The organism is Nonomuraea sp. SBT364 (assembly GCF_001083785.1).
Classification (GTDB): Bacteria; Actinomycetota; Actinomycetes; order Streptosporangiales; family Streptosporangiaceae; genus Nonomuraea.
In genome coordinates, this window is record NZ_LAVL01000004.1 from 120,553 (window position 1) to 146,375 (window position 25,823).

Sequence of the window (25,823 nt, forward strand, 5' to 3'; positions counted from 1 at the left end):
GTCGAGCTCGACGGCGCGGCCATCGCGGCCGCTGCTCAGCAGGCGGTCGGTACTGGCCGGATTCCCCCACAGGCTCCTCGGCGCCGTCCTGGGGGTCTTCCCGGGAGGCTTCCGTGCTCGTGGTGGCGGCGCTCACCTCTGTTCCCGCCCACCTTGGCGGCCGCCGTCCCGTGACCGAGCCCCTTTGAGGCCGGCCGTCACGGAAGCCCGGTGATGCCGCAGATTCGTTGGAAGGCGGGCTCGGCCACCGACCAGCGTCGTCGTCTGCCTGGAGGGTCAGCCGATCTTGGGGGTGGCGCGCATGCCGACGTACACGCAGGCGGTGCCGTTGGACAGGGTGGAGAAGACGACGGGCATGTAGTCCTCGCTGAAGGCCGCTCCCGCGCCGGAGGCGGCGAACACGGTCGGGGTCACCGGGGCGAGGGCCATGTCCAGGGGCGGCGACATGTCCTTCATGCCGTCGACGAACTCGTAGAGCATGCGCGGGCCGCCGTCCGCGCCCCGGCTGACCGTGATGACGACGCCTTCGCGCCGGTAGGTGCCCAGGAGCGGGTCGAGGTCGACGGCGGGCGGCTGGGCGGGCGGCCCGAACGGGGCGGGCATCGTGACCCCGGCCAGTTCGGCGAGCAGTTCGCGGAACAGGTCGGCGTACAGCAGGCGGGCGCTGCCGCCGTTGGTCATCAGGACCAGGGCGAGCCCGGCGTGCGGGACGACCCGCAGGTAGGCGTACTGGCCGATGGCGGCGCCGTCGTGGCCGTAGCCGGCGATGCCGTCCCAGTCGTAGAGGGTCCAGCCCAGGCCCCAGCCGTCGGCCGAGACGGTCCACTTGTCGGGCACGTCGGTCTCGCGGTGCTGCATGGCGGCCACGGACGCCGCGGACAGTACGCGGGTGCCGTCGGGGGCCAGGCCGCCGTCCAGGTGCAGACCGGCCACGCGCGCCATGTCACCGGCGGACACGATCACTCTGCCGTACGGCCCTGCGGAGCGCGGCATCAGGTCCCAGGCGGGCGCGGGGGCGGGGTCGATGCCCGGCTCGCCCAGGTGGCTCATCGCGACGGGGAAGCGGAGCGCCTGCTCCGGCAGGGTGACGGAGCGCTCCAGCCCGAGCGGGGTGAACAGCAGGTCCTGGAGCGCCTGGTCCCAGGTCTTGCCGGTGAGCACCTCGATGAGGCGGCCGAGCACGACGTAGCCGAGGCTGCCGTAGGAGACGGCGGTGCCGGGCGGGCAGTCCAGCGGCACGTCCCTGGCGGCCTGGACGTACTTTTCGAGGCAGTCGTCGCCGCGGCCGCTGTCGTGCATGAAGTCGTTGGTCACGCCGCCGGTGTGCGACAGCAGCTGCCGCACCGTGATCGTGGCGGTGGCCATCGGGTCGGGCGTGGCGAACTCCGGCAGCACGTTCGCGACCGGCGTGTCCAGCTCCAGCTTGCCCTCGTCGACCAGCTTCATCACCAGAGTGGCGGTGTAGACCTTGGCGATCGACCCGGACAGGAAAACCGAGTCGGTCGTCACCGGCCACCCGATGCCCCGGTGCAGCACCCCGCTGGCAAGCTCGTACACCTGCCCGTTCACCAGTACTGCCAGCTGGGCGCCCGGGATGTGGTGCGCGGCGCGCAGCTCGTCCAGGCGGTCCTGCCAGCGGGCCAGGTCGAAGCGGCGGCCCTGCGAGTCGCGCAGACCCCAGTCGCCCTGCGCGGTCCAGTTCACTTTTGTGGTGGTCATCAATGTCTCCTCAGTGATGTGTCGATGGCGGGAAGGGGAGGTCAGGAGTGGGTGGCCGGCACGAGTACGCGTTCCGGCGCGTCGGCGGGCGCCGCTGAAGGCGGAGCTGCGGCCTTCTCACGGCGCAGGACGATCAGGGCCAGGACAGCCGCCGCCAGCACGCCGGCGGCGCTGATCACGAACGCGGACGACATCGCCGTGGTGAAGGCCTCGCGGGCGGCCTGCGCCAGCGTCGCGTCCCCGGTGGTGAGCGCGTCGGCGATCGAGCGGCGGGCCGCCTCAGGGGCGTCGGCCGGCATCGCGGCGGTGTAGGTACCGGCAAGGACGCTGCCCAGCATCGCGATGCCGAGGGCGGCGCCCATCTGCTGGATGGTGTCGTTGAGCGCGGAGCCGACGCCTGCCTGCTCCGCGGGCACCGTGCCCATCAACGCGGACACGGCGGCGGGCATCGCCAGACCGCCGCCGGCGCCCAACAGGAGCAGGGCCGCGGCCGGCAGGACGAAGCCGTGCTCGGCGGAGGCCGCCGACAGCAGGCCGAATCCGCAGGCCGACACGGTCAGCCCGGCGACGATCAGGGCCCGGTTGCCGATCCTGGAGCCGAGGGTGGCGCCCAGCGTGTTGAACGACAGCGAGGCGATCGCCATCGGGATGAAGGCCAGACCGGCCTGGGTGGGCGTGTAGCCGAGCACGTACTGCAGGTACTGGGTGAGCACCAGCAGCAGACCGCCGTTGCCGATCTGCACCAGGGTCAGCGAGAAGCTGCCGCCGCTGAAGGTACGGTTGCGAAACAGGCCGAGCGGCACCATCGGATGCGCGGTGCGCAGCTCCCACATCACGAAGCCGGTCAGTGCGAGCACGGCGAGCCCGGCGGTGACGGCGGTGGCCGGGTGGGCGAGCCCGTGCTGCGGTAGTTCGATGATCGTCCAGACCAGGGCGGTCATGCCGACCACCGACAAGATCGCCCCCAGCGGGTCGGGCTTGGTCCACGGGCCCTTGGACTCCGGCATCAGCGTCAGCGCGGCGACGATCGCCAGCACCGCGATCGGCACGTTGATCAGGAAGACCGCGCCCCACCAGAACCACGCGATCAGCACTCCGCCCAGCACCGGGCCGCCGATCAGCCCCACCATCGCGACCGCGCTCCAGGCGGCCATGGCCTTGCGCCGTTCGGCGTCGTCGAACACGGTGATCAGGATGGACAGCGTGCTCGGCATGATCAGCGCACCGCCGACCCCCATGAGGGCACGGGCGGCGATGAGCTGGACCGGGTCACCGGCATAGGCGGCGACCAGGGAGGCGGCCCCGAACACCACCAGCCCGATGACCATGACCCGGCGCCGGCCGTACCGATCCGACAGACCGCCCGCGGTCAGCAGCAGCCCTGCGAACACCAGCACGTAGGACTCCAAGATCCACTGCGTGTCCTGGGCGCCGGCGCCGAGATCGGCTGCCAGCGGCGGGATCGCCACCGTGAGCACCATGTTGTCGACCACCAGCACCAGCGTGCTCAGGCACAGCACCACCAGGATCAGCCAGCGGCGCGGATGACGCCCTTGTGTCGATTCCATCGAAAACCCTTCATAACGATGTACGCCGCGCGCTCGGGTGAGCGCCGGCCGCAAGAATGAATGCCGCCCGCGCAGGCAGGTGGGACGGGCACCGGGCACCGGTCAGGCGCCCGCCGGAGGCTGCCACTCGACGAGCTGGACCACGACGCCGTTGGGATCGGTGAGCCGTAGCACCCACTCGCCCCAGGGCTCCTGCCTCAACGGCTCGGTGATGGTGACGCCCTCGCCGAGGAGCCGCCGCTGCTCCGCGGCGATGCCCCGGACGGCGAAGGACACGGTCACCTCCGCCGGGCCCTCCCGGTGCAGTGACCCGCCGGGGCGCGGCAGCAGGACGATGTCGGCCGCGGCGTCGTCACGGCCGAGCCAGACGATGCCCTCGGCGGCCACGAGTTCCCGGAAACCGAGATGGGTGGTGAAGAACCGGCTGGCGGCCGGGATGTCGGCGACATTCAGCGACACGGTAGTGGCGACGACGTTCATGAGGTCATCGCAAGCGTCCGGCGCCGTAGTACCGCGTCGGGATCAATGATCATGCAGGACCGCCCTTCGGTGATGGGTTCAAGATTGGCCCTGGCCAGGGCGGGGAACAACGGGAGATCCCGTAAGGTCGGTTAACACAGAGGTTTACGAACGGGGCCGGGGTGGAACTGCGCGACATCGAGATCTTTCTGGCCTTGGCCGAGGAGCTCCATTTCGGCCGCACCGCCGAGCGGCTCCACGTGTCCCCCGCCCGCATCAGCCAAGCGATCAGAAAGCAGGAACGCGGGCTCGGCACCACGCTGTTCGAGCGCACCAGCCGGCAGGTGAGCCTCACCCCTGCCGGGCAGCAGCTCCGCGACGACCTGCTTCCCGGCTACCAGCAGATCCAGGAGGCGCTCGCCAAGGCCGCCGCGGTCGGTCGCGGCATCACCGGCACCCTGCGCGTGGGATTCTCCGCCGCCTGGTGCGGCGACCTCATCGTCAAGGCCGCCGACGCGTTCAACGCCCGCCACCCCGGCTGCGAGATCCAGATCCAGGAGCTGCCGCTCAACGACGGATTCGCGCTGCTACGAGGACGTGAACTCGACCTCCAGCTCACCGAACTCCCGGTCGACGAGCCCGACATCACCACCGGGCCCACCATCTTCTCCCTCCCGCGCGCCCTCGTCGTCCCGGCCGGGCACCCCTTCGCCGGACGCCCGTCCATCTCGCTCGAAGACCTCGCGGACGCTCCGCTGATCACGGTCACCGGCCCGCCGCAGTACTGGCTGGACCTCCACCTCCCGAGCCACACCCCCTCAGGCCGGCCCATCCCGCGCGGGCCCGCGACCGTCGCATGGCAGGAAGTCCTCTCCCTGGTCAGCGCGGGCAAAGGCGTCTGCCCCACCTCCGCCCTGGCCGCCGACTACTACTCCAGGCCCGACCTCGCCTTCGTCCCCTTCCACGACGCCCCGCCCTTCGACTACGCCCTCCTGTGGCCGGCCACCGGACAGACCCCCAAGGTGCGCGCATTCGTCCAGACCCTTCTCACAGTCGCCGGCAACCGTGGCCAGTAGCGTCGCCCGGCGGCCATCGCGATGACGGCTGGTCTCGTCGCCGAAGGGGCTTGCATTCGGTACCCAGGTACAGGTTTATCGTCGAGGTATGACCAACGACCTCGCCCTTGACCTGGGATGGGCGCCCTCCGCCTGCACCCTGCCCACCGCCGAGCAACCGTTGCGCGTGGCCGAGTTCGACGCCTTGTTCGCCGAGGCGGTGCAGGGCGTGGCGCGGCCGGATCGTACCCGGCTGCGCCTGGACCTCGTCTTCAGCCCGGGCAACGCCGCCCGGGCCGCCGAACTGGCGGCCCGGGAGAACGGCTGCTGCTCCTTCTTCACCTTCGTCCTCACCATCGCCGACGGCAGCCTGGCGTTGGAGGTGGCGGTGCCGCCCGAGCAGGCCGAGGTGCTGGACGCGCTGCACGTCCGTGCCGGCACCGCGACAGACACCGCGGCCGCGCTTCGAGCCCGGGGAGCCGAGGCGGGGCCGGCCTTCGAGGGCAGTCGCGCGCCCATCGGGGTGGGGCGGCCGGCGTGAGGCAGGACATCGCGTTGCAGGGGCCGAGCCGGCCGTACCTGCGCAGCGGGCAGGTGGCCGAGCAGGCCGGGGTCAACCTGCAGACGTTGCGCTACTACGAGCGGCGCGGCCTGATCGCCGAGCCGGTGCGCAGCCCCGGCGGCCACCGGGCCTACCCGCCGGATACGGTCACATTGCTGACGGTGATCAAGGCGGCGCAGCGGCTCGGGTTCACGCTGGAGGAGGTCGCCGAGCTGCTCGACACCGGGCGGCGCGGCCATCCGACCCCGGATCTGCGTACCCGCGCCCAGGCGAAGATCGCCGAGGTGGATGCGAAGATCGCGGACCTGACCACCATTCGCGCCGCGCTGACCGACGTGGTCTCGGCGGGCTGCGACAGCCTGACGAACTGCACCTGTCCCGACTGCCCACTGCCCTTCGCCGACCTGGCCGAAGGCCGCCGCCCGAAGGAGAAGTGATCACGGAGGCGGCCGCGCTGAACACATCGCGCGCCGGTCCCCTCTTCGCTTCCTCGGGTTCCCGGCGGCCGAGGCGCCTGGGACGCCGGTACGGTACGCCCCGCTTACCCCTTCTCGAAGCGAATGACCTCTTCCAGCGCCAGGCGCATGCCGGCGATCCGATCTCGGCCGAGGTGCTGTGCCCATCGCCGCTCGATGTCCCCGAGGAGCCGAGCGGCGGCGGCCTGGGCCTGCATCCCCCGTTCGGTCAATCGGATGATCTTCGCACGCTGGTCGTCCGGATCGGTCGTCCGCTCGACGTAGCCCTGCCGTTCGAGCTCGGTAACCACCTCGCCGAGCGCCTGCTTGGAGAGCCCTGAACGCTCGGCGAGCACGGTCAGGCGCGAGCCCCCGGCGTCGATGAACCGGAAAACGGCGCCGTGGCTGTAGCGGATCCCCTCGAACCCCTCCTCCTCGAGCCGCCGGTGCAGCTCCGCGAGGGTGACGTCCTTGGCCTGCGTGAACAGGGCGGGAAGTGGGATCCCGCTCATCCTTCGCCGCCCTGTCTTCCGGCGCGCGTCGTCATCCGGGTCCCTCCTTCGAAATTCGTCAGGCGACTTGACAATACCGCGCCGCAAGATAGTACGGTCACCTTACTATCTTTGGCCGCTCCGGCCGATCGAGCGTCAAACCGACAACCCGGAGGAAATGATCGTGAGTAGTTCACCCCCACAACGCTTCCGGCCCGCCGGCATCGACCCCGCCGAGGTCAAGACCCTGGCCAAGCGGGTGAGAGGCCCGGTGCTCACACCCGAGGACGAGGACTACGACACCGAACGGGCCGGGTACCAGCTCGCCCGCCAGCATCGGCCCGACCTCGTGGTCGGCGCGACCGGAGCCGCGGACGTGCGGGCCGCAGTGGACTTCGCGAGAACCCACGCGCTCCCGGTGGCCGTGCAAGGCACCGGGCATGCGTCAGCCGGCATCGCCGGGGTGGGCGGGGTGCTGATCAACACCGCTCGGATGACGGGTGTCCGGGTGGATCCCGAGGCGGGGACGGCCTGGGTGGCAGCCGGAACCCGATGGGACGAAGTGATCCACGAGGCCGCGCCTGCCGGGTTGGCGCCGCTGTCGGGCTCCTATCCGGGCCTCGCCGTGGTGCCCTACACCCTGGCCGGAGGGCTCGGCCTGCTCTCCCGGCGCTACGGCTACGCCGCCGATCACGTACGCAGCATCGACGTCGTCACAGCGGACGGCCGGCTCCGCCATGTCACCGAGGAGTCGTACCCGGACCTGTTCTGGGGACTACGGGGCGGCCGGGACAACTTCGGCGTGGTGACCGGCATCGAGATCGGCCTCGTGCCGATCACCACCATCTACGGTGGATCACTGCAGTTCCCGGGCGAATTGTCCGCCGAAGTGTTCGACACCTATCTGCGCTGGACGGCCACCGTGCCCGACGAGATGAGCTCGTCGATCATGCAGATGTCCTACCCGGACATCCCCGCGTTCCCGGAGTCCTTGCGGGGTCGGCAGGTCGTCCATGTCCGCATCGCCTACGCCGCCGACGTGCTCGACGCCGCCGAGAACCTGGTCGAGCCGCTACGGGCCCTCGGCCCGATGAGCGACACTCTCGGCGAACTGCCCTACACGGAAGCCGGGTCCATCTACGCCGATCCGCCCTTCCCCGGATCCATCGAGGCCGGCACCGCCCTGCTCGGCGAGCTCGACTCCACGGCGGTACGTGCCATCCTCGACCTGGCCCCGCCCCGCACAGCCGTGCCGCACATTTTCGAACTGCGGCACCTCGGCGGCCGGCTTGCCCTCCCCCCGGCCGCGGCCAACGCCGTGGGCAACCGGGAGGCGCGATACCTGTTCAACGTGGTCTCCCGGCTGGAACGGGCCGACATCACCGAAATCCGGCCTGCACACCGACGTATGCTCGAAGCACTCCGCCCGTGGAGCACCGGCGGCCGGCTCCTGAACTTCATGAATGGCGAGGACTCCGCCAAAGAGGTGCGCTCGGCGTACGAGCCCAAGGACTACCAGCGCCTCACCGAAATCAAGGCCGTCTACGATCCGGACAACACTTTCCGGCTCAACCACAACATCCCACCCGCCAACCCCGGGCCCCATTCGTCCTCTTCCGGGGCCGAGGATCGACGCGACAGCCATTAGCTGTTCGACCAGGCCAAGGGCGCCCGGCTCGCTGCTGCCGGGTGGAACGGGCGCGGCGCTTCTCCAGCAATCCTGCGGCAAAAATCCGCACCACATAGGAAGCAGGCAAGGTGGTGGCTGATGTACGAACAGACCCACTTGCGAAGAAGGTCCGGATTCGCCCGCCCCACCGGTCAGTCAGGTGGCCGGCGCAATAGCGGTCAACGCCTCGCGCAGGGCGGTGCTGTCGCCACCGTGGCGCCGGGCACCTGCTCGGCGAAGGTGCCCGGTGTCGCGGCAGAAGTACCGGGCGGCCTGCAGGTGGATCACAATCTCGTGACCGGCCGGCGCCTGGTCGAACAATCGCCGCTCGTAGCAGAACAGGCGGTCGATGTGGACACCGGCCAAGTGGGGAAAGCAGATCCCGAGCAGCTCAGAGACGATCATTCGCCATGATCGGCGTTAGCCTGAGCCGCCTGCCTGAAGAATCACGGAAATCGGGCCAGAGCCCATTTCAGACATCGTTGACAATCCCCCGAACGGGGGAGCCACGTGGCTCCCAGGTGTGAGGCACGTCCCCGGTGGCATCGCCATGATTGAGGACGTGAGATCAACATGGTTCGGAATCGCCGCTCTGGCCCCGTACATCGCGATGAAGACCTACTGGGCCTTCGGCGGGAACGCCGGCCGACCGGCCGGTGACCTGGGGGCGGAGATGCTGGCCAACGGCGCGCCCGAGGCGCTGGTCTGGATGGAACGCCACGGGATCGACTTCACCGTCCTGGGCGCCCTCGTGGGCGTGCTCTTGCTGGTCGCACTGGCCCGCCCGTGGGGCGAACGGCTGCCGCGCTGGCTGCTGCTGGTCCCGGGGTGGGCAGGCTCCTTGATCCTCATCCCGTACGGCACCATCACCTTGATCGCCTCAGCCGTGGGCTTCATGGCCGTCGCGGAAGGCTGGTCGCCCTGGGTCGGTTACGTGGGCGGACTGGCCTTCGCGGGCCTGGGAACGGCCCTCGCATTGGGCACCCGCTCCTATCAGCGCCGTACCCGCTCCGCTCCTGTTCTGGCGTGAGTCCGTCCAGCAGGATTCACCATGGCCGCCCGCCTGGAGATCCGCAGCCACCTGCCAGGATCGTCAGTGGCTGGCGACCAGGATTTTTGATGACCGTTGAGAGAGATCTTGTGGATCGGTCACTGTGTGTTGTCGGGGGCACCTCCACGGACGTGGCGTATGAATCGATGGCGATCCGGAGACAAGGAGTTCCATGTGGCCGATGAAGTCGTATCCGCCGGAGTTCAAGTCGGACGCCGTCGCGTTGTACCTGTCCGATCCGGGACGGACGCTGGCCTCGGTGGCCGAGGATGTGGTGATCAGCCGGGAGACGCTGCGTAACTAGGTGCGTCAGGCACAGGCGGACGGCAGCGCGGGCGCCAAGGTACGGGCCCGGCAAAGAAGCCTGCGCGAGGCCCGCTATCGTCCGACGACGTGCTGGAAGGGGAGAAAAAGCGCTCAAGGCTCGGGTCCGGGAGCTGGAACGCGACAACCTGCGCCGGGCGGCGAAAATATTCGCGGGAGAGACGAACTGGTGAGCCGCTACGCGTTCGTTGACGACCAGCGCGACGCCTTCGGCGTCAAGCGGCTGCGCCGGGGCCGCCGGGTCAATCACAAGCGGGTGGCGCGGGTGATGCGCTGTTCCGGCATCGTCGGGCTGCACCTGCGTAAGAGGATGTTGCTGAACCCCTGCACATCACTGTTGATCACGCGAGCGATGTGACGCCTTGTGAATCGTCTTCAAGCGGAAACGATCGCTGTCGCAGGAGAAGCGGCAAACGCTGTCACTTGTCGAGATCTCCATCAGGTGCATGCTCTAGCGATCAAACGCGCCGGAGAGGGTGTGCTGATCAGCACTCGGACTCGAGCCGACGAGCGCCCCTCCCGCCGGGTAGACGCCATAGCCGCTACCGGCGACGTTTTCATGACCTGACTACGGTGGGGCGGCCTGTACTGATCGACCTGGAGGTTCGGGCGTCTTCAGGGCGAACGCGGTTTCATGGGTCGGTGCAGACAGACAGCTGTGTGAATCGCTCCCGTGAAACACTTCCGCGGTGCGTGACGGCCTCTACAGACGCCGAACCTGCGGGGCACGTACGGATCGGCTACGCCCGCGCCTCCACCGTCCGCCAGTCGCTCGACACGCTCCAGGCCGCGGGCGTCACCCGCGTCTTCGCCGGGTAGATCTCCACCCGCGCCACCATCGGCCCCGAGCTCGGCAAGGCCGTCCCCCGCCCCGCGGAGGCCGCCTCGCATTCGTGTGTCGAAGCGGCCGATCACCACGGAAGCAGCCCATCCGCACGCTGAACTCATCACACAATCGGTCCCTACCCCAGCGAACGCGCCCAAGCGCTCCAGTAAGCCGCCTTGGAGCAAGGCATCCGCGGGAGCTTGGACGCCGCCCGGGCCCCGGGCCGGCGGTCCCGCAGGTTGTGCCTTTCCCCGAGAAGACCAGCATGGTGGTCCGGCTGACGGCCGCCGCCGGAGCGCCCGGCGTGGGCCGGGTGCTGGTGCCCACCGGCAGATCAGCCGTCCTCGCCCAAATGGGTCAGCCGCGAGTGCCGCTGCTGGTGCGGGGTGCAAGCCCTCTCCCACCGGGTGGCCTGCTTGAACAGGTATGACGAAGTGGCCGCAGCGCCTCGCCCCAGGCGATCACTTGATCCAGCATCGTGGCGAGGATGTCCTCACGCTGGGCCGCCGGTCGGAACGTGCTGTAGTTCTCGAAGTCGGTGACCAGCGACAGTCCGACCTGAGCGCGTACATCCGCGACCTGGAGTTCGCCCATCACCAGTCGCAGCGCCTCCACGGCGCGGTTGCCGCCGTCGACGCCGTAGCTGACGAACCCCGCCGCCTTGTTGTTCCATTCGGTGTAGAGAAAATCGATGGCATTCTTCAGCACACCGGATGTCGAGCGGTTGTACTCAGGTGTTACGAACACGTAGGCGTCGAAGGAAGCGATCTTCGCAGCCCATTTCTGGGTGTGCGCCCGGCTGTACTGGCCGGTCGCCGCCGGCATCTCCTCATCCAGATGCGGCAGGTCGAAATCCCTGAGGTCCACCAGCTCGAATTCTGCGTCGGTGCGTCTGGCCGCGACGTTGTGGACCCATTGCGCCACGACCTCCCCATTACGTCCTGGGCGTGTGCTGCCGATGATCACGGCTACTTTGAGCACGAGTCTTCTCTTCTCTTCTGGATGCTCGCTCGGTCGAGGTTCGGTCGAGGTTCGGGGAGCTCGCCTACGACGCCCGTGTCCCGGCTCCGACGTTGTCGATCATCCGTTGCAGCACCTTGAGCGTAGTCACGTAGTCGGCGTCGTCGATGCCCTGGTGGATGCGAGCCCGGATCGCCGGCGCATGCTGCTTGAGATCGGCACGAGCCTCATCCCCCCGCTCGGTGATCCACAGCCGCCCCTCGGCGTCACGGGTGAGCCAGCAACGTTCCACCAGGACTTCCGACTCTGCCTCCAGGTCGTCTTCGGGCCTGATGTAGGAGCTCATGGCCTGCTGGAGTTCGGGGATGGTCATGCCGTGGCCGTCGGGTGAGATGTCGTTCTTCGACAGGTTGCGCAGCAGCCAGAACTGGGGCTGGGTGAAGCCCAGTTCGGCCTGCCGGGCTCGGATGAACGTGATGATGGCCTCGTGGGCCACCCCGGTCCAGTACCCGGCCGGCTGTGCGGCGAGTTCGGCGTCGGTGTCCGGCATTTCCTCGTCCTTTCGTCGTCGTTGGGTACGACGCTAAAAGAACAGGGGACCCGGCCGAATCCGTGGCGTCACGGTAGTCGCCACTGGCGGCGGGCGAGCTCGCTTCGGGAACCGATGCCGAGCTTGGGATAGGCCTTGTAGAGGTGGTATTCGACGGTTCGGTGGCTGAGGAACAGTTGCGCGGCGATGTCGCGGTTGCTGAGTCCCTCGGCGGCGAGCCTGACGATCTGCAACTCCTGCGGTGTCAGGCGGCCGAGCGCGTCTGCCCCGCCGGCGTCGGCCGGTGCGACGTCACCCGAGGCTCGCAGCTCGGCCCGCGCGCGTTCCGCCCACGGTTTGGCCCCCAACCGCTCGAAAATCGCCAAGGCGGAACGCAGCGGCACACGCGCATCCGACCGGCGACGGCTCCGGCGCAGCCATTCCCCGTACAGCAGTTCGGTGCGGGCGCGCTGGAAGGGCCGCCCTCCCCTCTCGTGCAGGCGCACTGCTTGCGTGTACGACCCCTCGGCCTCCTCATCGGGACCGAGCAGGGCCTGGCAACGCAGCGCGACGGCCGTTGCCCACGGCTTGTTTCCTGCTTGGGCCCACGCCAGGAACCGGGCGAACGGATGCTGAGCCCGTTCCGGCACACCGGCACGGACGGCGGCTTCGACCAGCTCGGTAATGGCGAACAGGGCGGCGGCCGTATGAGAGGCGGGCCCGGTGACGGTTTCCTCCAACCTGCGCAAGGCCTGCTCGTACCGGCCCGAACCCAGGTCGAGCAGGCCCAACGCGGAGTTCGCGGATGCCCCCACCTCCGCGACACCGCCGAAGCCCCCGAGACTCGCTCCCGCATCCCTGGCCGACGCATGGCAGCGGTCCTCGTCGCCCTGAACGGCCGCGATCTGGGCCGTGATTGCGGCGAGCCCGCCGATCCGGTGACCTTGACCGGTGTCGCGGGCGAAGGTGAGAGCTTCCGCGACGGTGGCGCCGGCATCGTGGTGCAGGCCGGCCATGACCTGTGCTTGCGCCAGGATCCGCAAGGTCGCGGGCAGGGCGCCCGCCTGCCCGCGTCTACGGCTGCGCGCCACATCAGCGGCGGCCAGTTCCAGCGCTGCCTCATCGTCGCCGAGCAGCAGGGCAAGGTTGCCCGCCAGGAGGCGGACGTAAAGACTGCCGGCAGGCTGAGCGCGTACCGTCGTGACGAAATCATCGAGTACGGGCAGCGCCCGCGCGTAGTGGCCGTCGACGAGGAATCCGAGCACGGCGACCGCCTCCGCGGTCCGCGCGTCGCCGACGCCAGGAGTCAGGCCGGTGGCGAGCGCCGCCACCTGGCGCAGTTCGGCGTACTCGCCGGTGGACCAGGCACTATCGGCCGCGGTGATCAGCAGAGACAGCGCCAACCCTGGATCATCGCCCACGATGGGCTCGGCGTTGTCGATCAGAAGCCGTGCGGCACCCCGTGGGGTGGCACGCTGCGACTCCACGCTCGCCCGGACCATCGCCAGCCCGGCGCGCAGGAACCGGTCCTCGCTCAGCTCGACAGCACGCTCGGCCAGCGCGGCCGCCTGCTCGATCCGGCCCGCCGTGATCGCCGACTGCGCGGCGAGCGTCATCCGCCTGGCCCGCTCGGCCCGGTCAGGGCTGAGCCGGGCGGCCTGTTCATAGGCGGGGACCGCCGCCGCAGGCGCGCCACGCTCCCGCGCGCGTTCGGCGGCCCGCTCCAATTCGGTCGCGACGCTCTCGTCGGGCGCCGCGGCGGCCGCGGCGAGGTGCCACACTCTCCGATCCCCGTCCACGACGTCCGTGAGCGCCTCGTGAACGGCCAGCCGGGTGGTGAGGGGCACCCGCTGGTAGGCCGTCGAGCGGATCAGCGGATGGCGGAAGGTGATCACGTCCCCGGTGACCCGCAGCAGGCCGGCTTCCTCGGCGGCGTCCAGATCCCCGGCGGATCCGCCCAAGATCCGGGCTGCCTGCAGCACCGTACCGAGATCGCCCGTTCCCTCGGCGGCGGCGATCGTCAGCACGAGCCGGGACGTGGGAGGCAAGCGATCGATCTGACCGCCGAACGCGGCGAGGACACGCTCGGTGACCGGCAGCGCGGGCGGCGGCTCCGCCCGCCCGGCTCGCTGCTCGGCGCTGAGCCCGGCCGTCAACTCGATCAACGCGAGAGGATTGCCCGCCGATTCCTCGATGATCCGCTCCCGTATCGCCGGCGACAGCTCAGGCTCCCGCGCGGCGAGAAGATTCGCGGCGACCTCGCGTTCCAACACGTCGAGCGTCAGCTCAGGCAGTCCGGGGGCCTCGAACCCGTCCCTGGCCGAGAACACCATGGAGACGCCCTCTGCCTCGACCCGCCGCGCGACGAACAGCAGGGCCCCGGCCGAGGCCGCGTCGAGCCAGTGGGCATCGTCGATCAAGCACAACACCGGCTGCTCCTCGGCCAGGTGGGACAGCATGGTGAGCACGGCGAGCCCGACGAGGAAATGCTCTCTTCCTCCTGCTCCGGACATGCCCAGCGCGCCACGCAGCGCCGAGCCCTGCACATCCGGCACCTCATCCAGCCGGTTCAGAACAGGGCGCAGCAGCCTCTGCAGAGCGGCGAAAGGCAGCGCCGTCTCGGCCTCCACACCCGTGACCCGAAGCACCCGCAACCCGGCGGCATCGCGCACCACTTGATCGAGCAGGGCGGTCTTTCCGACACCCGCCGCACCACGCAACACCAGAACTCCGCTGCGGCCCGACCGCACCCGCGCCGTCAAGCGCGCGATCTCGGCCCGCTCGGCGTCACGCCCCCACAGCTTTCCCCCAGAGGACGGCCAGACCATCAGCAGGACACCCCGCGGGGGTGGGACACGACATCCGTACGAAGCATCGGCAACACCGGCCCAGGCTACTTGCCCCGATCACGCGCCTCCGCGGCGACCGGCAGCGATCACCTGGGCATGGGAGAGGACGAGCTGCGAAAGGAAGCGGAGCTCCTCGTCACCGACCCGTGGAACTCGCGGCGCATTCCTCCCCACACCACCGGCGGATCGGTCGACGATCGGCATGGGAACGACCTCGACATGGGCGCCTCGTTCGACCACCTCGGCCCGAGTCGGCAGCACTCAATCACGAGGACCATGCCGGGAACCCGGCCGGCCGGATCACCGGCGGATATTGAGGGACGCCATGATGGGGGCCGGATTCCGGGCCGGCGCCGACGAGTGGTGGCACTTCGACTACGGCAACCAGATCTGGCCGCGCACCACAAGAGACCGGTCGCCCTCAGCGGCGAGATCGACGCCGACGCTTCCTGAGCGCTCCCGCACGAGTACCTGGCCGAGCCGCCAAAGCCACTCGTGAACGCCCCCGCCGGGGGACGCGTATGAAGGTACGCAGCCATGCTTCGCCTCGGCTGCTCGCGTGCGGAAACTCGGCGGCCTCCGTCAGGCGGTGACGTCGGTCAGGCGCCACAGCGTGAAGTGGTGGTCCTGTGCCGCGGCATCGGCCCACTCCTCCACGATGACCATCCGCTCGGGGTGGGCCGGGTCGACGTACGGCCGGTAACGCAGGCACCCCTCGTCCGCCGGCGACGGCTCGATCATCGTGGCCAGTTCCTCGCGCAGCCGCTCCTCCTGCCCCGGCGCGGCAACGAAACCGGCCACGATGGTGCGGGTGTTCGACATGACTGCTCACTCCTGCTCTGGGATGTTCATCGGATGTCCGCTTGGCGGACGACGTTCATCCTGCGCGTACCGCGCCGGGCCATCCAGAGCGCTGATCGACCCCGGTCGTCCGGCACTGGGGCTGACAGAACCAGGCACGCCGCGACAAACCTCGGATACTGGACGGCATGGATCCCGCCCAGCCGCCGCGAAGAACTCGCACTGCTGGCCGGCGTGAGCGTCGACTACTACACCCGCTGGAACAAGGCCGCGCCCGCAATGTCTCCCCGGACATCCTCCACGCCGTCGCCCTGCGCCTGGACCACGACGAACGTGTCCACCTGCACAACCACGCCCGGCGCAGCGCCATCCGCAAACGGACCACCCGCCCGCGCCTGCTGTTCACCGACCGGCCGCCGATGCCGGTCGCGTACGCCCGCCACGACCGGCCCGTCGCCCGGATCGCCGGGCTGATGATCGACGACCACCTCACGCGGCGCGTTGTCGGTCCGCCAGCTGGGCCAGTGGTGTGGCCCGTGGGTGCCGGGCCGGCACGCCCGCCCCGCCCATCTCCTGCAGCACCGGCTCGTCCAGGCGCTGCCGACCGGCAGTCGTCCGGCCAGACGGACGATCGACCTGGCCCGCCTGGCCGCCACCCCGTACTCCCGGGACACCACCGTATGAACGCCCGGCTGCGCGGCCGCGCCATGCTGGGCGCCTCGGCGGCCGAGTGGGCGCTGGCTTCACGCCGCTCGGCCCTGATCACGATCCAGTTGCCGGTCGCAGCCATCGGGCAGGGCGCGGTCGTCCGGCGGCGCGGGCCCGGCCCGGTACCGCCACTGCGGCACACCCTGCTGCGGGCTCTGCCGGAGCCGACCGGCGACGTGAGCTTGTTCCTCGTCCCGCCGACCGACCACCGCTACCCGCACAGGGGCTGATTCTTCGTACGATGCCCCGGGCCCCGCAGGGATTCCGGGGCATCGGCGTTCATGGCGCCACCACCAGGTCCCCGGTGATGGGCACCTCGGGCAGGCCGGTGTTGGTGACCACGGCCAGGTCATGTCCGTGGCGGGTCGGCTGCCATTGGCCGCCGGCCAGGGGGACGAGCGCGATGTTCGGCGTGGGGCCGCTCGTCCAGTCCAGCGACCCGGCCATGGTGGTGATGTGCGTACGGCTGAGCGCCCGGGCGACGGCGTGACGGTCGGCCGGGTCAGCGGCATGGGACAGCGCGTGGCAGGCGACCTCGATCAGGGCGTGGGCCAGGCCCAGGGGCTGCAGCCACGCCTTGCCCGTCGCCTGCTCGTACGCGGCGGCCAGGCCGGCGGCGGTGGTGCCGTCCAGGCTGGACCGGTAGGGATGGCGCGGCGTCCAGTAGACCAGGGTGCCCACCCGCGCCTCGGCCAGTTCCGCGCCGCCGGTGACGCCGGCGTGCGGGTAGGCCAGCCACCGCGAGCACGTGATCAGGCGTGGGCGCAGCCGCGATTCGCACGCCTGGCGGTGAAAGAGCGCCAGGTCAGAGGCCGTGGCGGCGCTGGTGATGATCTCGGTGCTGTGACGACGCAGGTGGTCCACGTGGTCGCTCAGGTCGGTGGCGGGCTCCGCGTAGCCGCCGGGGTCGATGAGGGTGTGGCCGCGCTTCCTGGCCACGGGCGCGAATCCGTCACGGTCGTGGCGCAGCAGCCGGCCCTGCACGTCGTCGTTCCACAGGCATCCCACCGTCCGCGCCGGCCCCAGGCGCTCCCATATCTCGGCGAACACGGTGGCGATGTCGTCCAGCCCCCAGGCGAAATGGTAAGCCCAGTCGAACCGCTCGGGCTCCGCTGCGCCGGGCCGGTGGACGTACGCCTGCCAGGGGAAGGTGGTCGACACGCACGGCGCCCCGAGCTCCTCGCAGGCGGCGACCACCGCGGGCAGCACCCGGGTGCCGGCCATGGTGATCACGACGTGCGCCCGCTCGTGGTCCACCAGTTCGCGTACGGCCCGGCGTGCGTGGGCGGGGTCCGACCGGCTGTCTCGGATTGCGACGCGCAGGGCGTAGCGGCGGCTGCCGTTGACTATGTGGGTCAGCTGCGGCGCCAGCCAGGGGATCAGGAACGACAGCGGATCCCCGAGCCGGGCCAGCCGCCCGGTGCGCGGGATCACGGCGCCTATGCACAACTGCGGATCTGAAGCCATCATCGCCTCGGTCAGTGGTCCGACGTGGGAGGGGCTCGGGGGCCTGGGCGGGCAGGCCCCCGGCGGGTGCTCGGTCGTTACCCGTGCACGGTCACGCAGGTGGTGCGGCTCAGGATGGAGACCGTCTCGTTGCCGCAGTTGTTGCTGTGGCCAGAGGCGTTGCGGGCGAAGAGCAGGTTGGACAGGACGCCGCCGCTGGGACCGGCGACGTCACCGCCGCCGGGGTGATGGCGGTCCTCGGTCACACAGGTGCGCTCCTTGAGCAGGGACAGCTTGCCCGTGCCGCAGAGGTTGGCGTGGCCGGAGGAGTTCCGTCCGGAGACGTTGGACAGCAGGCCGCCCGTGCCTCCGTCGCGGTCCCCGGTGTGGGCGCCGGCGGCGCCGATCCCGACCGGCGTGGCCATGACGCCGGCGACAGCCGCCGCCACGACGACGATCTTCCTAAGTGTCTGCATTGTTCCCGTTCTCGATGGGTCGGAGGGTTGGGGCTGTCCAGTCACACTGAGCGACTTGACCTTACAGACAGTAATGGCATCGCCATGATTCGTTATAGGAATTCTTGGAACCGCTGTGGTGCGCAGGCGGTCGGCTTCGCCAGGGTGATCAGGTGATCGATCACTACCGCGGCATTCTCGACAAGGCACTTCACCCACGACGTCACAGCCCTCGACTACTGGCTACGACGAGCCCCCTGAGAACACCGAAGATCGACAGGATTGGCCAACTGCTTGCTCGACGACCTCGGGAGATCTGCAGCCTTCAGCGCTGTTACTTCTCACCGGCATTTCTCTACTGCGACGGTCCTGGGCGTTGTCCGCCCTGACCCGCAAACGACGGCCGTTGACAGGAAAGCGGCAATAAGGCGATGCTGTCAGGCGAAGTGCATCAATACAGGGATGCCTGGCCCTGCAAAGTTGCAATGAATATCCGCAATGTGCGGCTAACCCACTACACAGCGCGCGCGGCGTCGGGCGCCGAAGTCGTCGCATGCCTGGAGCGCATGTAGCGGGTAATCCAGACGAGGCGCTGGTAGCTGGTAGGGCGGCTTGTCGGCCCTCGTGCCGCTTCGGCGTTGCGGGTTCCGCGCAGGCGAGGAGCAGGACGATCCAGACCGCGTTCAGCTACTCCGGAGACGCTCGGCATGCGGCAACTCCCCGGCACGCAGGCGACCGGCCCCGGAATCCAGAAGCCGCCATCGAGTCGTCGTCCCGTCCGGGCCCTCAAGCGTGCCCAGCGCGAGCGCGGCGTCAATGCGACCCCGCACTTCACCCTCCACTTCCGGCTCCGCGGCGAACAGCACGCGCACACGCACCGTGCCGCCCCGGTGGACGGCAGCCGTATGGTGCGGAGCGATCGGGCAGGGCGGCTCATGCTCCCAGTCCCCGCACAGGGCCACCGTGATCGCCGCACCGGGGGCGCGCACATCACCGCGTGCTTCCATGGCGATCATCGCCTCGTGGGCGAATGTCTCACGCACCTTCCCATGGTTGCTCGCGCGAGCCCTGGGATCCAGCCCGCATGCCTGGGTCTTGCCCAGTCGTGCCTCCACGCATGGAGCCACCATGACTTACCGGCCCATCGTCACCGTCGCGGCCGCCTGGCTGGACACGCCCCGGCAGCAAAGCTCGTCTTCGGTCGCGCACCGGCGTTGCGCGTTCGACAAGAGTGTGGACAGGCGCCCCGAGGTGATGCTCCAGGTTCTGCCGAGACTGGGGGCCGCGCGCAGGGCTCACAGGGTACGTAGGTCGATGGCTGCGGCGATGGCAGTCATTCCGGCGTCGTTGGGGTGAAGGTGGTCTCCCGAGTCGTAAGCGGGGAGCAGCGCGCCGAGATTGGCCGGGTCAGCGAGGGTTTTGTCGAGGTCGATCACCGCGTCGAACTCTCCGCTGCGGATCCACGTGTTCACGGTCTCACGCAGAGCAAGGTTGCGATCGCTCCCGAACCAGTTGTGGCCCTTGAATGGGGTGATGGTGGCCCCAACCACACGCACGCCGCGGGCATGGGCCGATGCGATCAGAGATCGATATCCGGTGATGAGGCGCGGCGCGGTGGCCGGTGACGGGGTGCCGCAGCCCACATCCATGCCGCCGATGTCGTTGATCCCGAGAAGCACGATCACCGTCCGGACGCCCGGCTGATGGAGCACGTCGCGGGAGAAGCGCGCGAGCGCGCGATCGCCGCCGAAGCAGGGAGAGTCGGTAAGCAACATATTGCCGTTGATCCCGGCATTCGCCACACCCATTGGGGTGCCGGCCTCGGCGAGGCGTTCGGCGAGCTCGTCGGGGTAGCGGTTGTCGGTGTTCGGGGTGGAGATTGCGCCGTCGGTGATGGAATCGCCGAGCGCCACGATGGTGCCCTTGGCCGGGCCGGGTTTCCCGACGACGTCCACTCCGGTCAAGTAGTACCAGGCGTCGCTGGTCGGGCCGAAGAAGGCGTCGGGCTTCTCATCGTGGAGGTGATCTCCCGCGGCTCGGTAGGTGGTGGTCAGCCCAAGCTGGTGAAAGGTCGCCGCGCCGGAGGGCCGGTCGACGTACAGCGTGACCACCAGGTGCTCCAAGGGGGCCGTCACCAATGTCGTGGCGTCGGAGACCGCCGCTTGTCCGGGTGTGAGGGTGGTGGATCCCAAGCCGCCGAACCGCAGAGAACGCATGGTGCCCCGCCGGGTCGCCGCGCCGTGGTGCTGCTTGGCGATCGTGGCTCCGGCGATGGAGAGCGGGCGCGTGCCGTAGAGATTGGCTAGCCGGATGCGTACCCGGGATCCGCCCGTGCTGATGCGAATGACCTGCCGGATCGATTGACGCGCGAACCCGTCCATCGACCAGTTGTCGCTCTGCCAGTCGTTTCCCGGGGCAGGGCGCTGCGGGGCGGCCGCGCACACGCTGAACCACCGCGTCTTGAGGTTCTGTGGTGACCCCTTCGAGGCAGTGGCTTGCGCCGGCGAGGGCAGTATGGCGAGGGCTGTCAGTGCGGCCAGCAATAGCCGCAGACACAGTGATCGCATCAGGGTGAACTTTCTCTGAGAGGGAAGGATGGGGACCCGGCTAAGCGGCGGAGGTACGCTCTTCGCGGCGTTCTCCGGCATCTGCTTTCGTGTCCTTGCGGAGCAGGAGCAGGGCGAGGCCGCCGGCGGCGGCCAGAACCGCGCTGGCGAGCAGGCCGAATCGGTAACCGGCCACCAGGGCGGTGGTCGCTGCGGGGTTGTTCTGGGCTCCGGTGCGGGCCACGGCCAGGGTGACGAGCGTGGCCACGCCGAGTGCGATGCCGACCTGTTGAGCGGTGTTCAGCAAGCCCGACACCGCTCCGTGATCCTCCGCCGAGGCGCCGTTGCTGCCCACGATGCTGGCCCCGACGAAGGCTGCGGCGAGACCGAGGCCGAACAGCAGGTATCCGGGCAGAAGATCAGCCAGGTACGTGCCGTGCACCGTGATCCCGGCGAGCAGGAGTTCGCCTGCGGCCACCATGGCCAGCCCGGCGACGGCGACGAGCCACGGCGGCACCTTCGCGGTCAGCCTGGAGGCCAGCGTGCTGCCGATGACCGCCATCATGGCGGAGGGCAGGACCGCCAGCCCCGTCTGCAGGGACGAGTAGCCGAGTACGCCTTGCATGTACAGGATCATGAAGAAGCCCTGGCCGCCCATCACGGCGGTCAGGCAGATGATGGCCAGGTTGGCGCCCGCGACCGGGCCGCGTCCGGCGATCCGCAACGGGACCAGCGGGCTCGCCGAGCGGCGTTGGATCAGGACGAAGGCAGTCAGCAGCACCACCGCTGCTGCCAGCACGCCCGCGGTCGCCGGCGCGCTGAAGCCGGTCTGCTGACCGAGGCTGAGGCCGTAGATCAGGAGACCGATCCCAGCGGTGATGGTCACCGCCCCGGGCAAGTCGAGTTTCGCGCGGTCCCACGTCGCCTGCCCGTCACGTGGCAGGATCGCGGTCAGGAGCAGCGCGACCGCGCCGATCGGCACGTTGACCAGGAAGACCGCGCGCCAGCCGAGGGTGTCGGTCAGCACGCCGCCGAGGATGAGGCCGGCTCCGGCTCCTGTGGCGCCGAGCCCGCTCCAGATGCCCAGGGCCCGGTTGCGGCCGGGGCCCTCGGCGTGGATGACCAGCAGCAGGCTCAAAGCGGTGGCGGAGATGAGCGCCGCGCCCAGTCCCTGGAGTGTCCGTGCCGCCAGGAGGAGCTCCACGTGCGCCGCCAGCCCGCATCCTGCCGACGATGCCACGAACAGGGCTGTGCCGCCGATGAACAACCTGCGCCGGCCGAGCAGGTCGCCGAGCCGGCCGGACAGGATGAGGAAGCCGCCGAAGGCGACCGCGTAGAGCGTGATCACATACTGCAGGTCTCCTTCGGGCAGGGAGAACTCGCGACCGATGGAGGGCAGCGCCACGTTGGCGATGGTGGTGTCGAGGATGACCATGAACTGCACGGCGCACAGCAGGGGCAGCACGAGTGCGCCGCGTCGCTCGGCTGAGCCGGCTCGCCAGCCGGAGCCGGTGGTCATGCCGTCAGCCCACCGTCGAGAGGGAGCCGAACGCCATGCAGGTAGTCGGCATCGGCGCAGGCCAGGAAGAGGGCCGCCGCCGCGATGTCGTCCGTCGTGCAGAGCCGGCGGGCGGGAACGCCGGACAGGATCTGCGTGTCGACGTCGAGCTGTGCCAGAACGGGCTGTGACATCGGTGCGTCCGCCACCATGCCGGGGCTGATCATGTTGACGCATACGCCGCCCGGTCCGTACTCGGTCGCCCATGTCCTGGTCAGGCTCTCCAGCGCGGCTTTGGAGGAGTTGTACACCGACGCACCCGGCCAGCTCTTGACGGCGCCCAACGTGCCGATGTTGACGATCCTGCTACGGCGACCGCTCAGGAGGTGGGGCAGGGCCGCCTGGGTCATGAAGTAGGCGGCCTTGTAATTGAGGGTCACCATGCGGTCGAAGTCGTCCTCGCCGACCTCGTCGGTCATGGCGAAACGCGCGACCGCGGCGTTGTTGACCAGGATGTCGAGGCCGCCGAACCTTTCCACGGCCGCCGACACCACGGCCTGGCGCGTCTCCGGCAGCGTCAGGTCGCCGGGTACGAAGGCGGCTTGTCCGCCGTCGTCGATGATCCGTCTCATGACCCGCTCGCCGAGATCCGCGCGCCGGCCCGTCAGGACGACCAGGGCGCCTTCCCGGGCGAACGCGCGTGCGATCGCCTCGCCGATCCCCGATGTGGAGCCGGTGACGACGGCCACTTTGTCGACGAGACGTGAAAGCTGTGCATTCATGGCGATGACCATACGGAGCAGGAGATCATCGCTTCAAAGACTGAAATATGATGACTTGATAAGTTCGTCGTATGAGCTTCGACCTGCGCCACCTCGAAGGCTTCGTCGCCGTCGCCGAGGAGTTGCACTTCGGGCGGGCCGCCGCCCGGTTGCACATCGCCCAGCCCGCCCTCTCCCAGCAGATCCAGCGGCTCGAGGGCTCGCTCGGCGTGGATCTGCTCATCCGCGAGCGGCGCCGTACGCAGCTCAGCGAGGCGGGCCGAGCCTTCCTGATCGAGGCCAGACGCACACTCGCACAAGCGGAGATCGCACGCACGGTCGCCCGCCGGGCCGGGCGCGGCGAGCTCGGCCGCCTGCGTGGGGGCTATGTGCCCACCACGTCGTCGAAGCCGTTCCTGGCCATCCTGGCGGACTTCCAGCGCCGCTATCCGAAGGTGCAGGTCGAGCTCAGGGAGCTGCCGCTCGGGTCACTGGCCGCGCCCCTGCACGACGACGTGGTCGACGTCACCTTCGTGGCGAGGCTCGGAGAGATCACCTGCCTCGGCCCCGACATCGCCGTCCACGAGCTCTCGGCCGAACACTTCATGGCTGCGATACCCGCCGGACACTCTCTGGCGCGCGAGCCGGAGATCGAACTCGGCCGGCTCGCGCAAGAGGACTTCGTCATGCTCGCCCCGGAGCTCTGCACGGAGTGGCACGAGACGATGATCAACACCTGCGAGCTCGCCGGGTTCGCGCCGCGGATCACCCATCACGCCCGCGAGATCTCCACTCAGCTCATGTTCGTCGCGGCAGGGCTGGGAGTGACGCTGGTACCGGCTTCGGCCCAGGCGCTTCGCGGACAAGATGTCGCCTTCGTCCCTCTGGCCGGCCCGAGCCCTCGGATCACGTCCACAGTCCTGTGGCGCGCCCGGAACGACATCCCTGTCCTGCGCCGCTTCCTCGACGTCATGGCATACCAGCCGGACATCGAGCCCTGACGCGAGGAGTGACCAGGTTGTGCTGCCGGGGAACCGGCCGGCTGCCGATCTCCGGCGTACGCACGGCAACGACCGAAGATCTCCCAGCCGCTACGCCGTTTTCTGCCCTCAGCCTCCGGCATGAGCGACCAGGACAACCCTCCGCCGGGACGGTGCGCGACTCCGGCACCTCATCCTGTACATCGCACCCGGCGGCACGCGGCTGCCGGCATGAGTGCCGCCCCGAAGATCACCGCCCTGCGCGGTGGAGGTGCCAGCCTCGCCGCGGCCCCAGACGCCTTTCTCGCCACGGCGCGCGCGGCCAACCCCAACACCCAGCGCGCCTACGCCTCGGCCATCGACCGCACCATCGCCCTGCTCGGCCGCGACCGGCCACTCACGGACGTAGCCGACACCGAGATCGGCGCCGCGCTCACCGAACTGGGGGCGGACGCTCGCCAGCCACCTGGAACCGCAACCGCAACCGCGCCGCCATCACCTCCTGGCCCACCTGGTGCCAGACCACGAAGCACTGGGCGGCGCCGGCGGTCCCGACTGAGGCCGAACGCCGCAAGGAGACTGCCGACGAGACCCGCGCGGTGGCCAGGACTACGATCCTCCGGCTGCTCTCGCGCCGCGACATCCCGCTGAGGGAGAAGACGTTGTGGCGGATGCTCTATGAGACCGCAGCCCGGACGGCGGAGTTTCTGGCACTGAACGTCGAGGACCTCGACCTGGAGCATCGACGGGCGCCCCTTCGCTCCAAGGGCGGCGCGATCGAGTGGGTGTACCGGGAGAGCGGCACCGCCAACCTGCCGCCCCGCCTGCTCCGGCTCCCGGACGGCAGTACCCGTACACACGGCCCGTTGTTCCTGTCCGAACGTCGCCCGGTCCCGGCACGGCCGCCCGCCGCCGCCGACATCTGCCCCGCGAACCAGCCGCGCCCGCATCCTGCTGGAGAAGTACGCCGGGCTCGATCTGCACCGGCTGCGCCACAGTACCGCCACCCATTGATTTGCCGGTGAATAGCAGCACCGTTTGACGGTTCGAGGCCCGATCGGGCCAGGAATGACGGTGAGAAGTAGCAGCGCCCTCTCGCCGGTCCGGTGCCCGGATCGTGGTCAACGTGGCCGATCTCGAGGGCGGCGCATCGCTCACGCTGCCCGGTGGCACCATCGTGAGCACCCGCGGGCCACAGCAGTGGCCTGTCGTTGCTCAGCCATGGGGCCAGCAGGCGAAGTCCGTCAGCCCGTGCCGCATGCGCCCTTCGCGTGGCGCTTGCCCGCCCTCGCGTAGTCAGCTCGGAAGGCGCCACTTGCAGATGCCCTCGATGCATAGCTCGGTGGTCGTCTTGCGGGGGTCCGGCGCCTTGATCGATACCTTGTCGCCCCACCGGCTGTAGCGGGTGTCGACGTGGAGGGTCTTGCCCACCAGTTCGTCGAGGCCGTCGGCGAACGTGAACGTGCTCTGCACCCTGCTGGCCAGTCCTGCGGAGGTCAGCGTGACGCTGTAGGCGAGCCTCGTGTCAGGATCCCCGCCGACGTGGGATGAGTGCTCCGCCCAACGGGAGACGTGCCCGAGCTCCTTGAAGGTGATCGTGCCGGTGACGATGTCCCCGCTCCGCTGCCCGTTCTTCAGCAGGGCGGCCAGGGTCGCGTGCTCGGTCGGGTTGACGAGCTGCTCGTCGTAGCCGAGCAGCTCGGTGTGCCAGAGGTGCAACTGGTGAGAATCCTCCCACCAGGTCTTGCCCTTCTTCAGCCATTTCCCTATGCGGCCGCCGGACCGATAGCTGGTGCCGCCAATGTCATGGTTGAAGCCGATGACGCGTTCGCGCCCGTACTCACCCCCGGTGGTGGTGACGTCCAGGGCCTTGACACCACCCCTGGCAGCGAACTCGAAGAGCCCCTTGCGCCGGCGTTTCACTCGTTCGTCAGCGCCATCCAAAAGGGTGGTTGTCTCGGTGAAGTGCACGCCGCGTCCGGTTGCCAGAACGGCCTTCAGCGCCTGGACGGGGTCCTTGGTCACTGCCTGCGCGGGAGCAGCGCCCGCCAGCAGAGCACCGCAGGCCACCAAAGTTGTGATCATCCTTTGCATGCTCATGATGGTGATCC

At 69.4% G+C, this 25,823-nt stretch carries 29 protein-coding genes; 13 read left to right on the forward strand and 16 right to left on the reverse strand.

Annotated features, from left to right (window positions below; genetic code table 11):
* Positions 1 to 276: 276 nt before the first annotated feature.
* The 3 genes from ADY59_RS03750 to ADY59_RS03760 form a co-directional block, all read right to left on the reverse strand.
* Positions 277 to 1,719 (reverse strand): serine hydrolase domain-containing protein, encoded by a 1,443-nt coding sequence (locus tag ADY59_RS03750; RefSeq protein WP_082309830.1) that lies wholly within the window; start codon positions 1,717 to 1,719, stop codon positions 277 to 279.
* 41 nt (positions 1,720 to 1,760) lie between these two features.
* The gene (locus ADY59_RS03755) at positions 1,761 to 3,287 is read right to left on the reverse strand and encodes an MFS transporter (RefSeq protein ID WP_049557574.1); all 1,527 of its coding nucleotides are present in this window, start codon (positions 3,285 to 3,287) and stop codon (positions 1,761 to 1,763) included.
* 102 nt (positions 3,288 to 3,389) lie between these two features.
* A complete protein-coding gene (locus ADY59_RS03760) occupies positions 3,390 to 3,767 on the reverse strand; it encodes a VOC family protein (RefSeq protein WP_049557575.1) in 378 nt (125 codons plus the stop codon).
* A gap of 161 nt (positions 3,768 to 3,928) precedes the next feature.
* On the opposite strand from ADY59_RS03760, the gene ADY59_RS03765 reads away from it, so the two are divergent.
* From ADY59_RS03765 to ADY59_RS03775, 3 genes are all read left to right on the forward strand, one after another.
* Entirely contained in the window at positions 3,929 to 4,822 is an 894-nt protein-coding gene (locus ADY59_RS03765; RefSeq protein WP_049557577.1) for a LysR family transcriptional regulator, read from the forward strand.
* 88 nt (positions 4,823 to 4,910) lie between these two features.
* Positions 4,911 to 5,342, forward strand: a complete 432-nt coding sequence (locus ADY59_RS03770; RefSeq protein ID WP_197093419.1) for a hypothetical protein — start codon at positions 4,911 to 4,913, stop codon at positions 5,340 to 5,342.
* The gene (locus ADY59_RS03775) at positions 5,339 to 5,800 is read left to right on the forward strand and encodes a MerR family transcriptional regulator (protein WP_231618527.1); all 462 of its coding nucleotides are present in this window, start codon (positions 5,339 to 5,341) and stop codon (positions 5,798 to 5,800) included. Before ADY59_RS03770 ends, ADY59_RS03775 begins: the two co-directional genes overlap by 4 nt.
* Positions 5,801 to 5,904: 104 nt before the next feature.
* Here ADY59_RS03775 and ADY59_RS03780 read toward each other — a convergent pair whose 3' ends face one another.
* Positions 5,905 to 6,417 (reverse strand): MarR family winged helix-turn-helix transcriptional regulator, encoded by a 513-nt coding sequence (locus ADY59_RS03780; protein WP_156325271.1) that lies wholly within the window; start codon positions 6,415 to 6,417, stop codon positions 5,905 to 5,907.
* 76 nt (positions 6,418 to 6,493) lie between these two features.
* Here ADY59_RS03780 and ADY59_RS03785 point away from each other — a divergent pair, with 76 nt between their 5' ends.
* The 6 genes from ADY59_RS03785 (at position 6,494) to ADY59_RS53210 (ending at position 10,172) form a co-directional block, all read left to right on the forward strand.
* Complete coding sequence (locus ADY59_RS03785; RefSeq protein ID WP_231618528.1) at positions 6,494 to 7,957, forward strand: FAD-binding oxidoreductase; 1,464 nt, start codon at positions 6,494 to 6,496, stop codon at positions 7,955 to 7,957.
* Between the two features lie 120 nt (positions 7,958 to 8,077).
* The gene (locus ADY59_RS49580) at positions 8,078 to 8,392 is read left to right on the forward strand and encodes a hypothetical protein (RefSeq protein WP_156325272.1); all 315 of its coding nucleotides are present in this window, start codon (positions 8,078 to 8,080) and stop codon (positions 8,390 to 8,392) included.
* Positions 8,393 to 8,540: 148 nt separating this feature from the next.
* Positions 8,541 to 9,008, forward strand: a complete 468-nt coding sequence (locus tag ADY59_RS03795) for a hypothetical protein (protein ID WP_156325273.1) — start codon at positions 8,541 to 8,543, stop codon at positions 9,006 to 9,008.
* A 202-nt stretch (positions 9,009 to 9,210) separates the two neighbouring features.
* Positions 9,211 to 9,333, forward strand: coding sequence for a transposase (locus ADY59_RS49585; protein ID WP_156325274.1), 123 nt, complete (start codon positions 9,211 to 9,213; stop codon positions 9,331 to 9,333).
* A gap of 189 nt (positions 9,334 to 9,522) precedes the next feature.
* Complete coding sequence (locus ADY59_RS03805; protein WP_049557590.1) at positions 9,523 to 9,711, forward strand: hypothetical protein; 189 nt, start codon at positions 9,523 to 9,525, stop codon at positions 9,709 to 9,711.
* A gap of 335 nt (positions 9,712 to 10,046) precedes the next feature.
* On the forward strand, positions 10,047 to 10,172 hold the full coding sequence (locus ADY59_RS53210) for a hypothetical protein (RefSeq protein ID WP_269433545.1): 126 nt from the start codon (positions 10,047 to 10,049) through the stop codon (positions 10,170 to 10,172).
* Positions 10,173 to 10,536: 364 nt separating this feature from the next.
* On the opposite strand, the gene ADY59_RS03810 is transcribed toward ADY59_RS53210, so the two are convergent.
* From ADY59_RS03810 to ADY59_RS03820, 3 genes are all read right to left on the reverse strand, one after another.
* The gene (locus ADY59_RS03810) at positions 10,537 to 11,160 is read right to left on the reverse strand and encodes an NADPH-dependent FMN reductase (RefSeq protein ID WP_049557592.1); all 624 of its coding nucleotides are present in this window, start codon (positions 11,158 to 11,160) and stop codon (positions 10,537 to 10,539) included.
* A gap of 64 nt (positions 11,161 to 11,224) precedes the next feature.
* Complete coding sequence (locus tag ADY59_RS03815) at positions 11,225 to 11,689, reverse strand: MarR family winged helix-turn-helix transcriptional regulator (RefSeq protein WP_049557595.1); 465 nt, start codon at positions 11,687 to 11,689, stop codon at positions 11,225 to 11,227.
* A gap of 68 nt (positions 11,690 to 11,757) precedes the next feature.
* Positions 11,758 to 14,496, reverse strand: a complete 2,739-nt coding sequence (locus tag ADY59_RS03820; RefSeq protein ID WP_063780547.1) for a helix-turn-helix transcriptional regulator — start codon at positions 14,494 to 14,496, stop codon at positions 11,758 to 11,760.
* 349 nt (positions 14,497 to 14,845) lie between these two features.
* On the opposite strand from ADY59_RS03820, the gene ADY59_RS53870 reads away from it, so the two are divergent.
* A complete protein-coding gene (locus ADY59_RS53870) occupies positions 14,846 to 15,016 on the forward strand; it encodes a hypothetical protein (RefSeq protein ID WP_442937672.1) in 171 nt (56 codons plus the stop codon).
* An 83-nt stretch (positions 15,017 to 15,099) separates the two neighbouring features.
* Here the strand turns inward: ADY59_RS53870 and ADY59_RS03825 are convergent, their stop codons facing one another.
* Positions 15,100 to 15,339, reverse strand: a complete 240-nt coding sequence (locus ADY59_RS03825) for a putative quinol monooxygenase (RefSeq protein WP_049557596.1) — start codon at positions 15,337 to 15,339, stop codon at positions 15,100 to 15,102.
* 227 nt (positions 15,340 to 15,566) lie between these two features.
* Entirely contained in the window at positions 15,567 to 15,806 is a 240-nt protein-coding gene (locus ADY59_RS03830) for a hypothetical protein (RefSeq protein WP_049557599.1), read from the reverse strand.
* Positions 15,807 to 15,858: 52 nt separating this feature from the next.
* On the opposite strand from ADY59_RS03830, the gene ADY59_RS03835 reads away from it, so the two are divergent.
* Together ADY59_RS03835 and ADY59_RS03840 are read left to right on the forward strand one after the other, a co-directional pair.
* Entirely contained in the window at positions 15,859 to 16,002 is a 144-nt protein-coding gene (locus tag ADY59_RS03835; RefSeq protein ID WP_156325275.1) for a hypothetical protein, read from the forward strand.
* Positions 15,999 to 16,256 carry a hypothetical protein gene (locus ADY59_RS03840; RefSeq protein WP_049557604.1) on the forward strand — a complete coding sequence of 86 codons (258 nt, stop codon included), beginning with the start codon at positions 15,999 to 16,001 and terminating at the stop codon, positions 16,254 to 16,256. Before ADY59_RS03835 ends, ADY59_RS03840 begins: the two co-directional genes overlap by 4 nt.
* 49 nt (positions 16,257 to 16,305) lie before the next feature.
* On the opposite strand, the gene ADY59_RS03845 is transcribed toward ADY59_RS03840, so the two are convergent.
* From ADY59_RS03845 to ADY59_RS03870, 6 genes are all read right to left on the reverse strand, one after another.
* Positions 16,306 to 17,460, reverse strand: a complete 1,155-nt coding sequence (locus tag ADY59_RS03845; protein WP_197093421.1) for an ABC transporter substrate-binding protein — start codon at positions 17,458 to 17,460, stop codon at positions 16,306 to 16,308.
* Positions 17,461 to 17,570: 110 nt separating this feature from the next.
* Positions 17,571 to 17,948 carry a hypothetical protein gene (locus ADY59_RS03850; protein ID WP_049557609.1) on the reverse strand — a complete coding sequence of 126 codons (378 nt, stop codon included), beginning with the start codon at positions 17,946 to 17,948 and terminating at the stop codon, positions 17,571 to 17,573.
* A 662-nt stretch (positions 17,949 to 18,610) separates the two neighbouring features.
* On the reverse strand, positions 18,611 to 18,970 hold the full coding sequence (locus tag ADY59_RS03855) for a hypothetical protein (protein WP_049557612.1): 360 nt from the start codon (positions 18,968 to 18,970) through the stop codon (positions 18,611 to 18,613).
* A gap of 252 nt (positions 18,971 to 19,222) precedes the next feature.
* Entirely contained in the window at positions 19,223 to 20,308 is a 1,086-nt protein-coding gene (locus tag ADY59_RS03860) for an SGNH/GDSL hydrolase family protein (RefSeq protein ID WP_231618530.1), read from the reverse strand.
* 226 nt (positions 20,309 to 20,534) lie between these two features.
* Positions 20,535 to 21,992, reverse strand: a complete 1,458-nt coding sequence (locus ADY59_RS03865; protein ID WP_049557614.1) for an MFS transporter — start codon at positions 21,990 to 21,992, stop codon at positions 20,535 to 20,537.
* The gene (locus ADY59_RS03870) at positions 21,989 to 22,765 is read right to left on the reverse strand and encodes an SDR family NAD(P)-dependent oxidoreductase (RefSeq protein WP_082309833.1); all 777 of its coding nucleotides are present in this window, start codon (positions 22,763 to 22,765) and stop codon (positions 21,989 to 21,991) included. Before ADY59_RS03870 ends, ADY59_RS03865 begins: the two co-directional genes overlap by 4 nt.
* Before the next feature lie 59 nt (positions 22,766 to 22,824).
* Here ADY59_RS03870 and ADY59_RS03875 point away from each other — a divergent pair, with 59 nt between their 5' ends.
* Positions 22,825 to 23,733: a LysR substrate-binding domain-containing protein gene (locus tag ADY59_RS03875; protein ID WP_049557619.1), complete on the forward strand. Its 909-nt coding sequence runs from the start codon at positions 22,825 to 22,827 to the stop codon at positions 23,731 to 23,733.
* Between the two features lie 1,275 nt (positions 23,734 to 25,008).
* Here ADY59_RS03875 and ADY59_RS03885 read toward each other — a convergent pair.
* On the reverse strand, positions 25,009 to 25,812 hold the full coding sequence (locus ADY59_RS03885) for a hypothetical protein (protein WP_156325276.1): 804 nt from the start codon (positions 25,810 to 25,812) through the stop codon (positions 25,009 to 25,011).
* Positions 25,813 to 25,823: the final 11 nt, after the last annotated feature.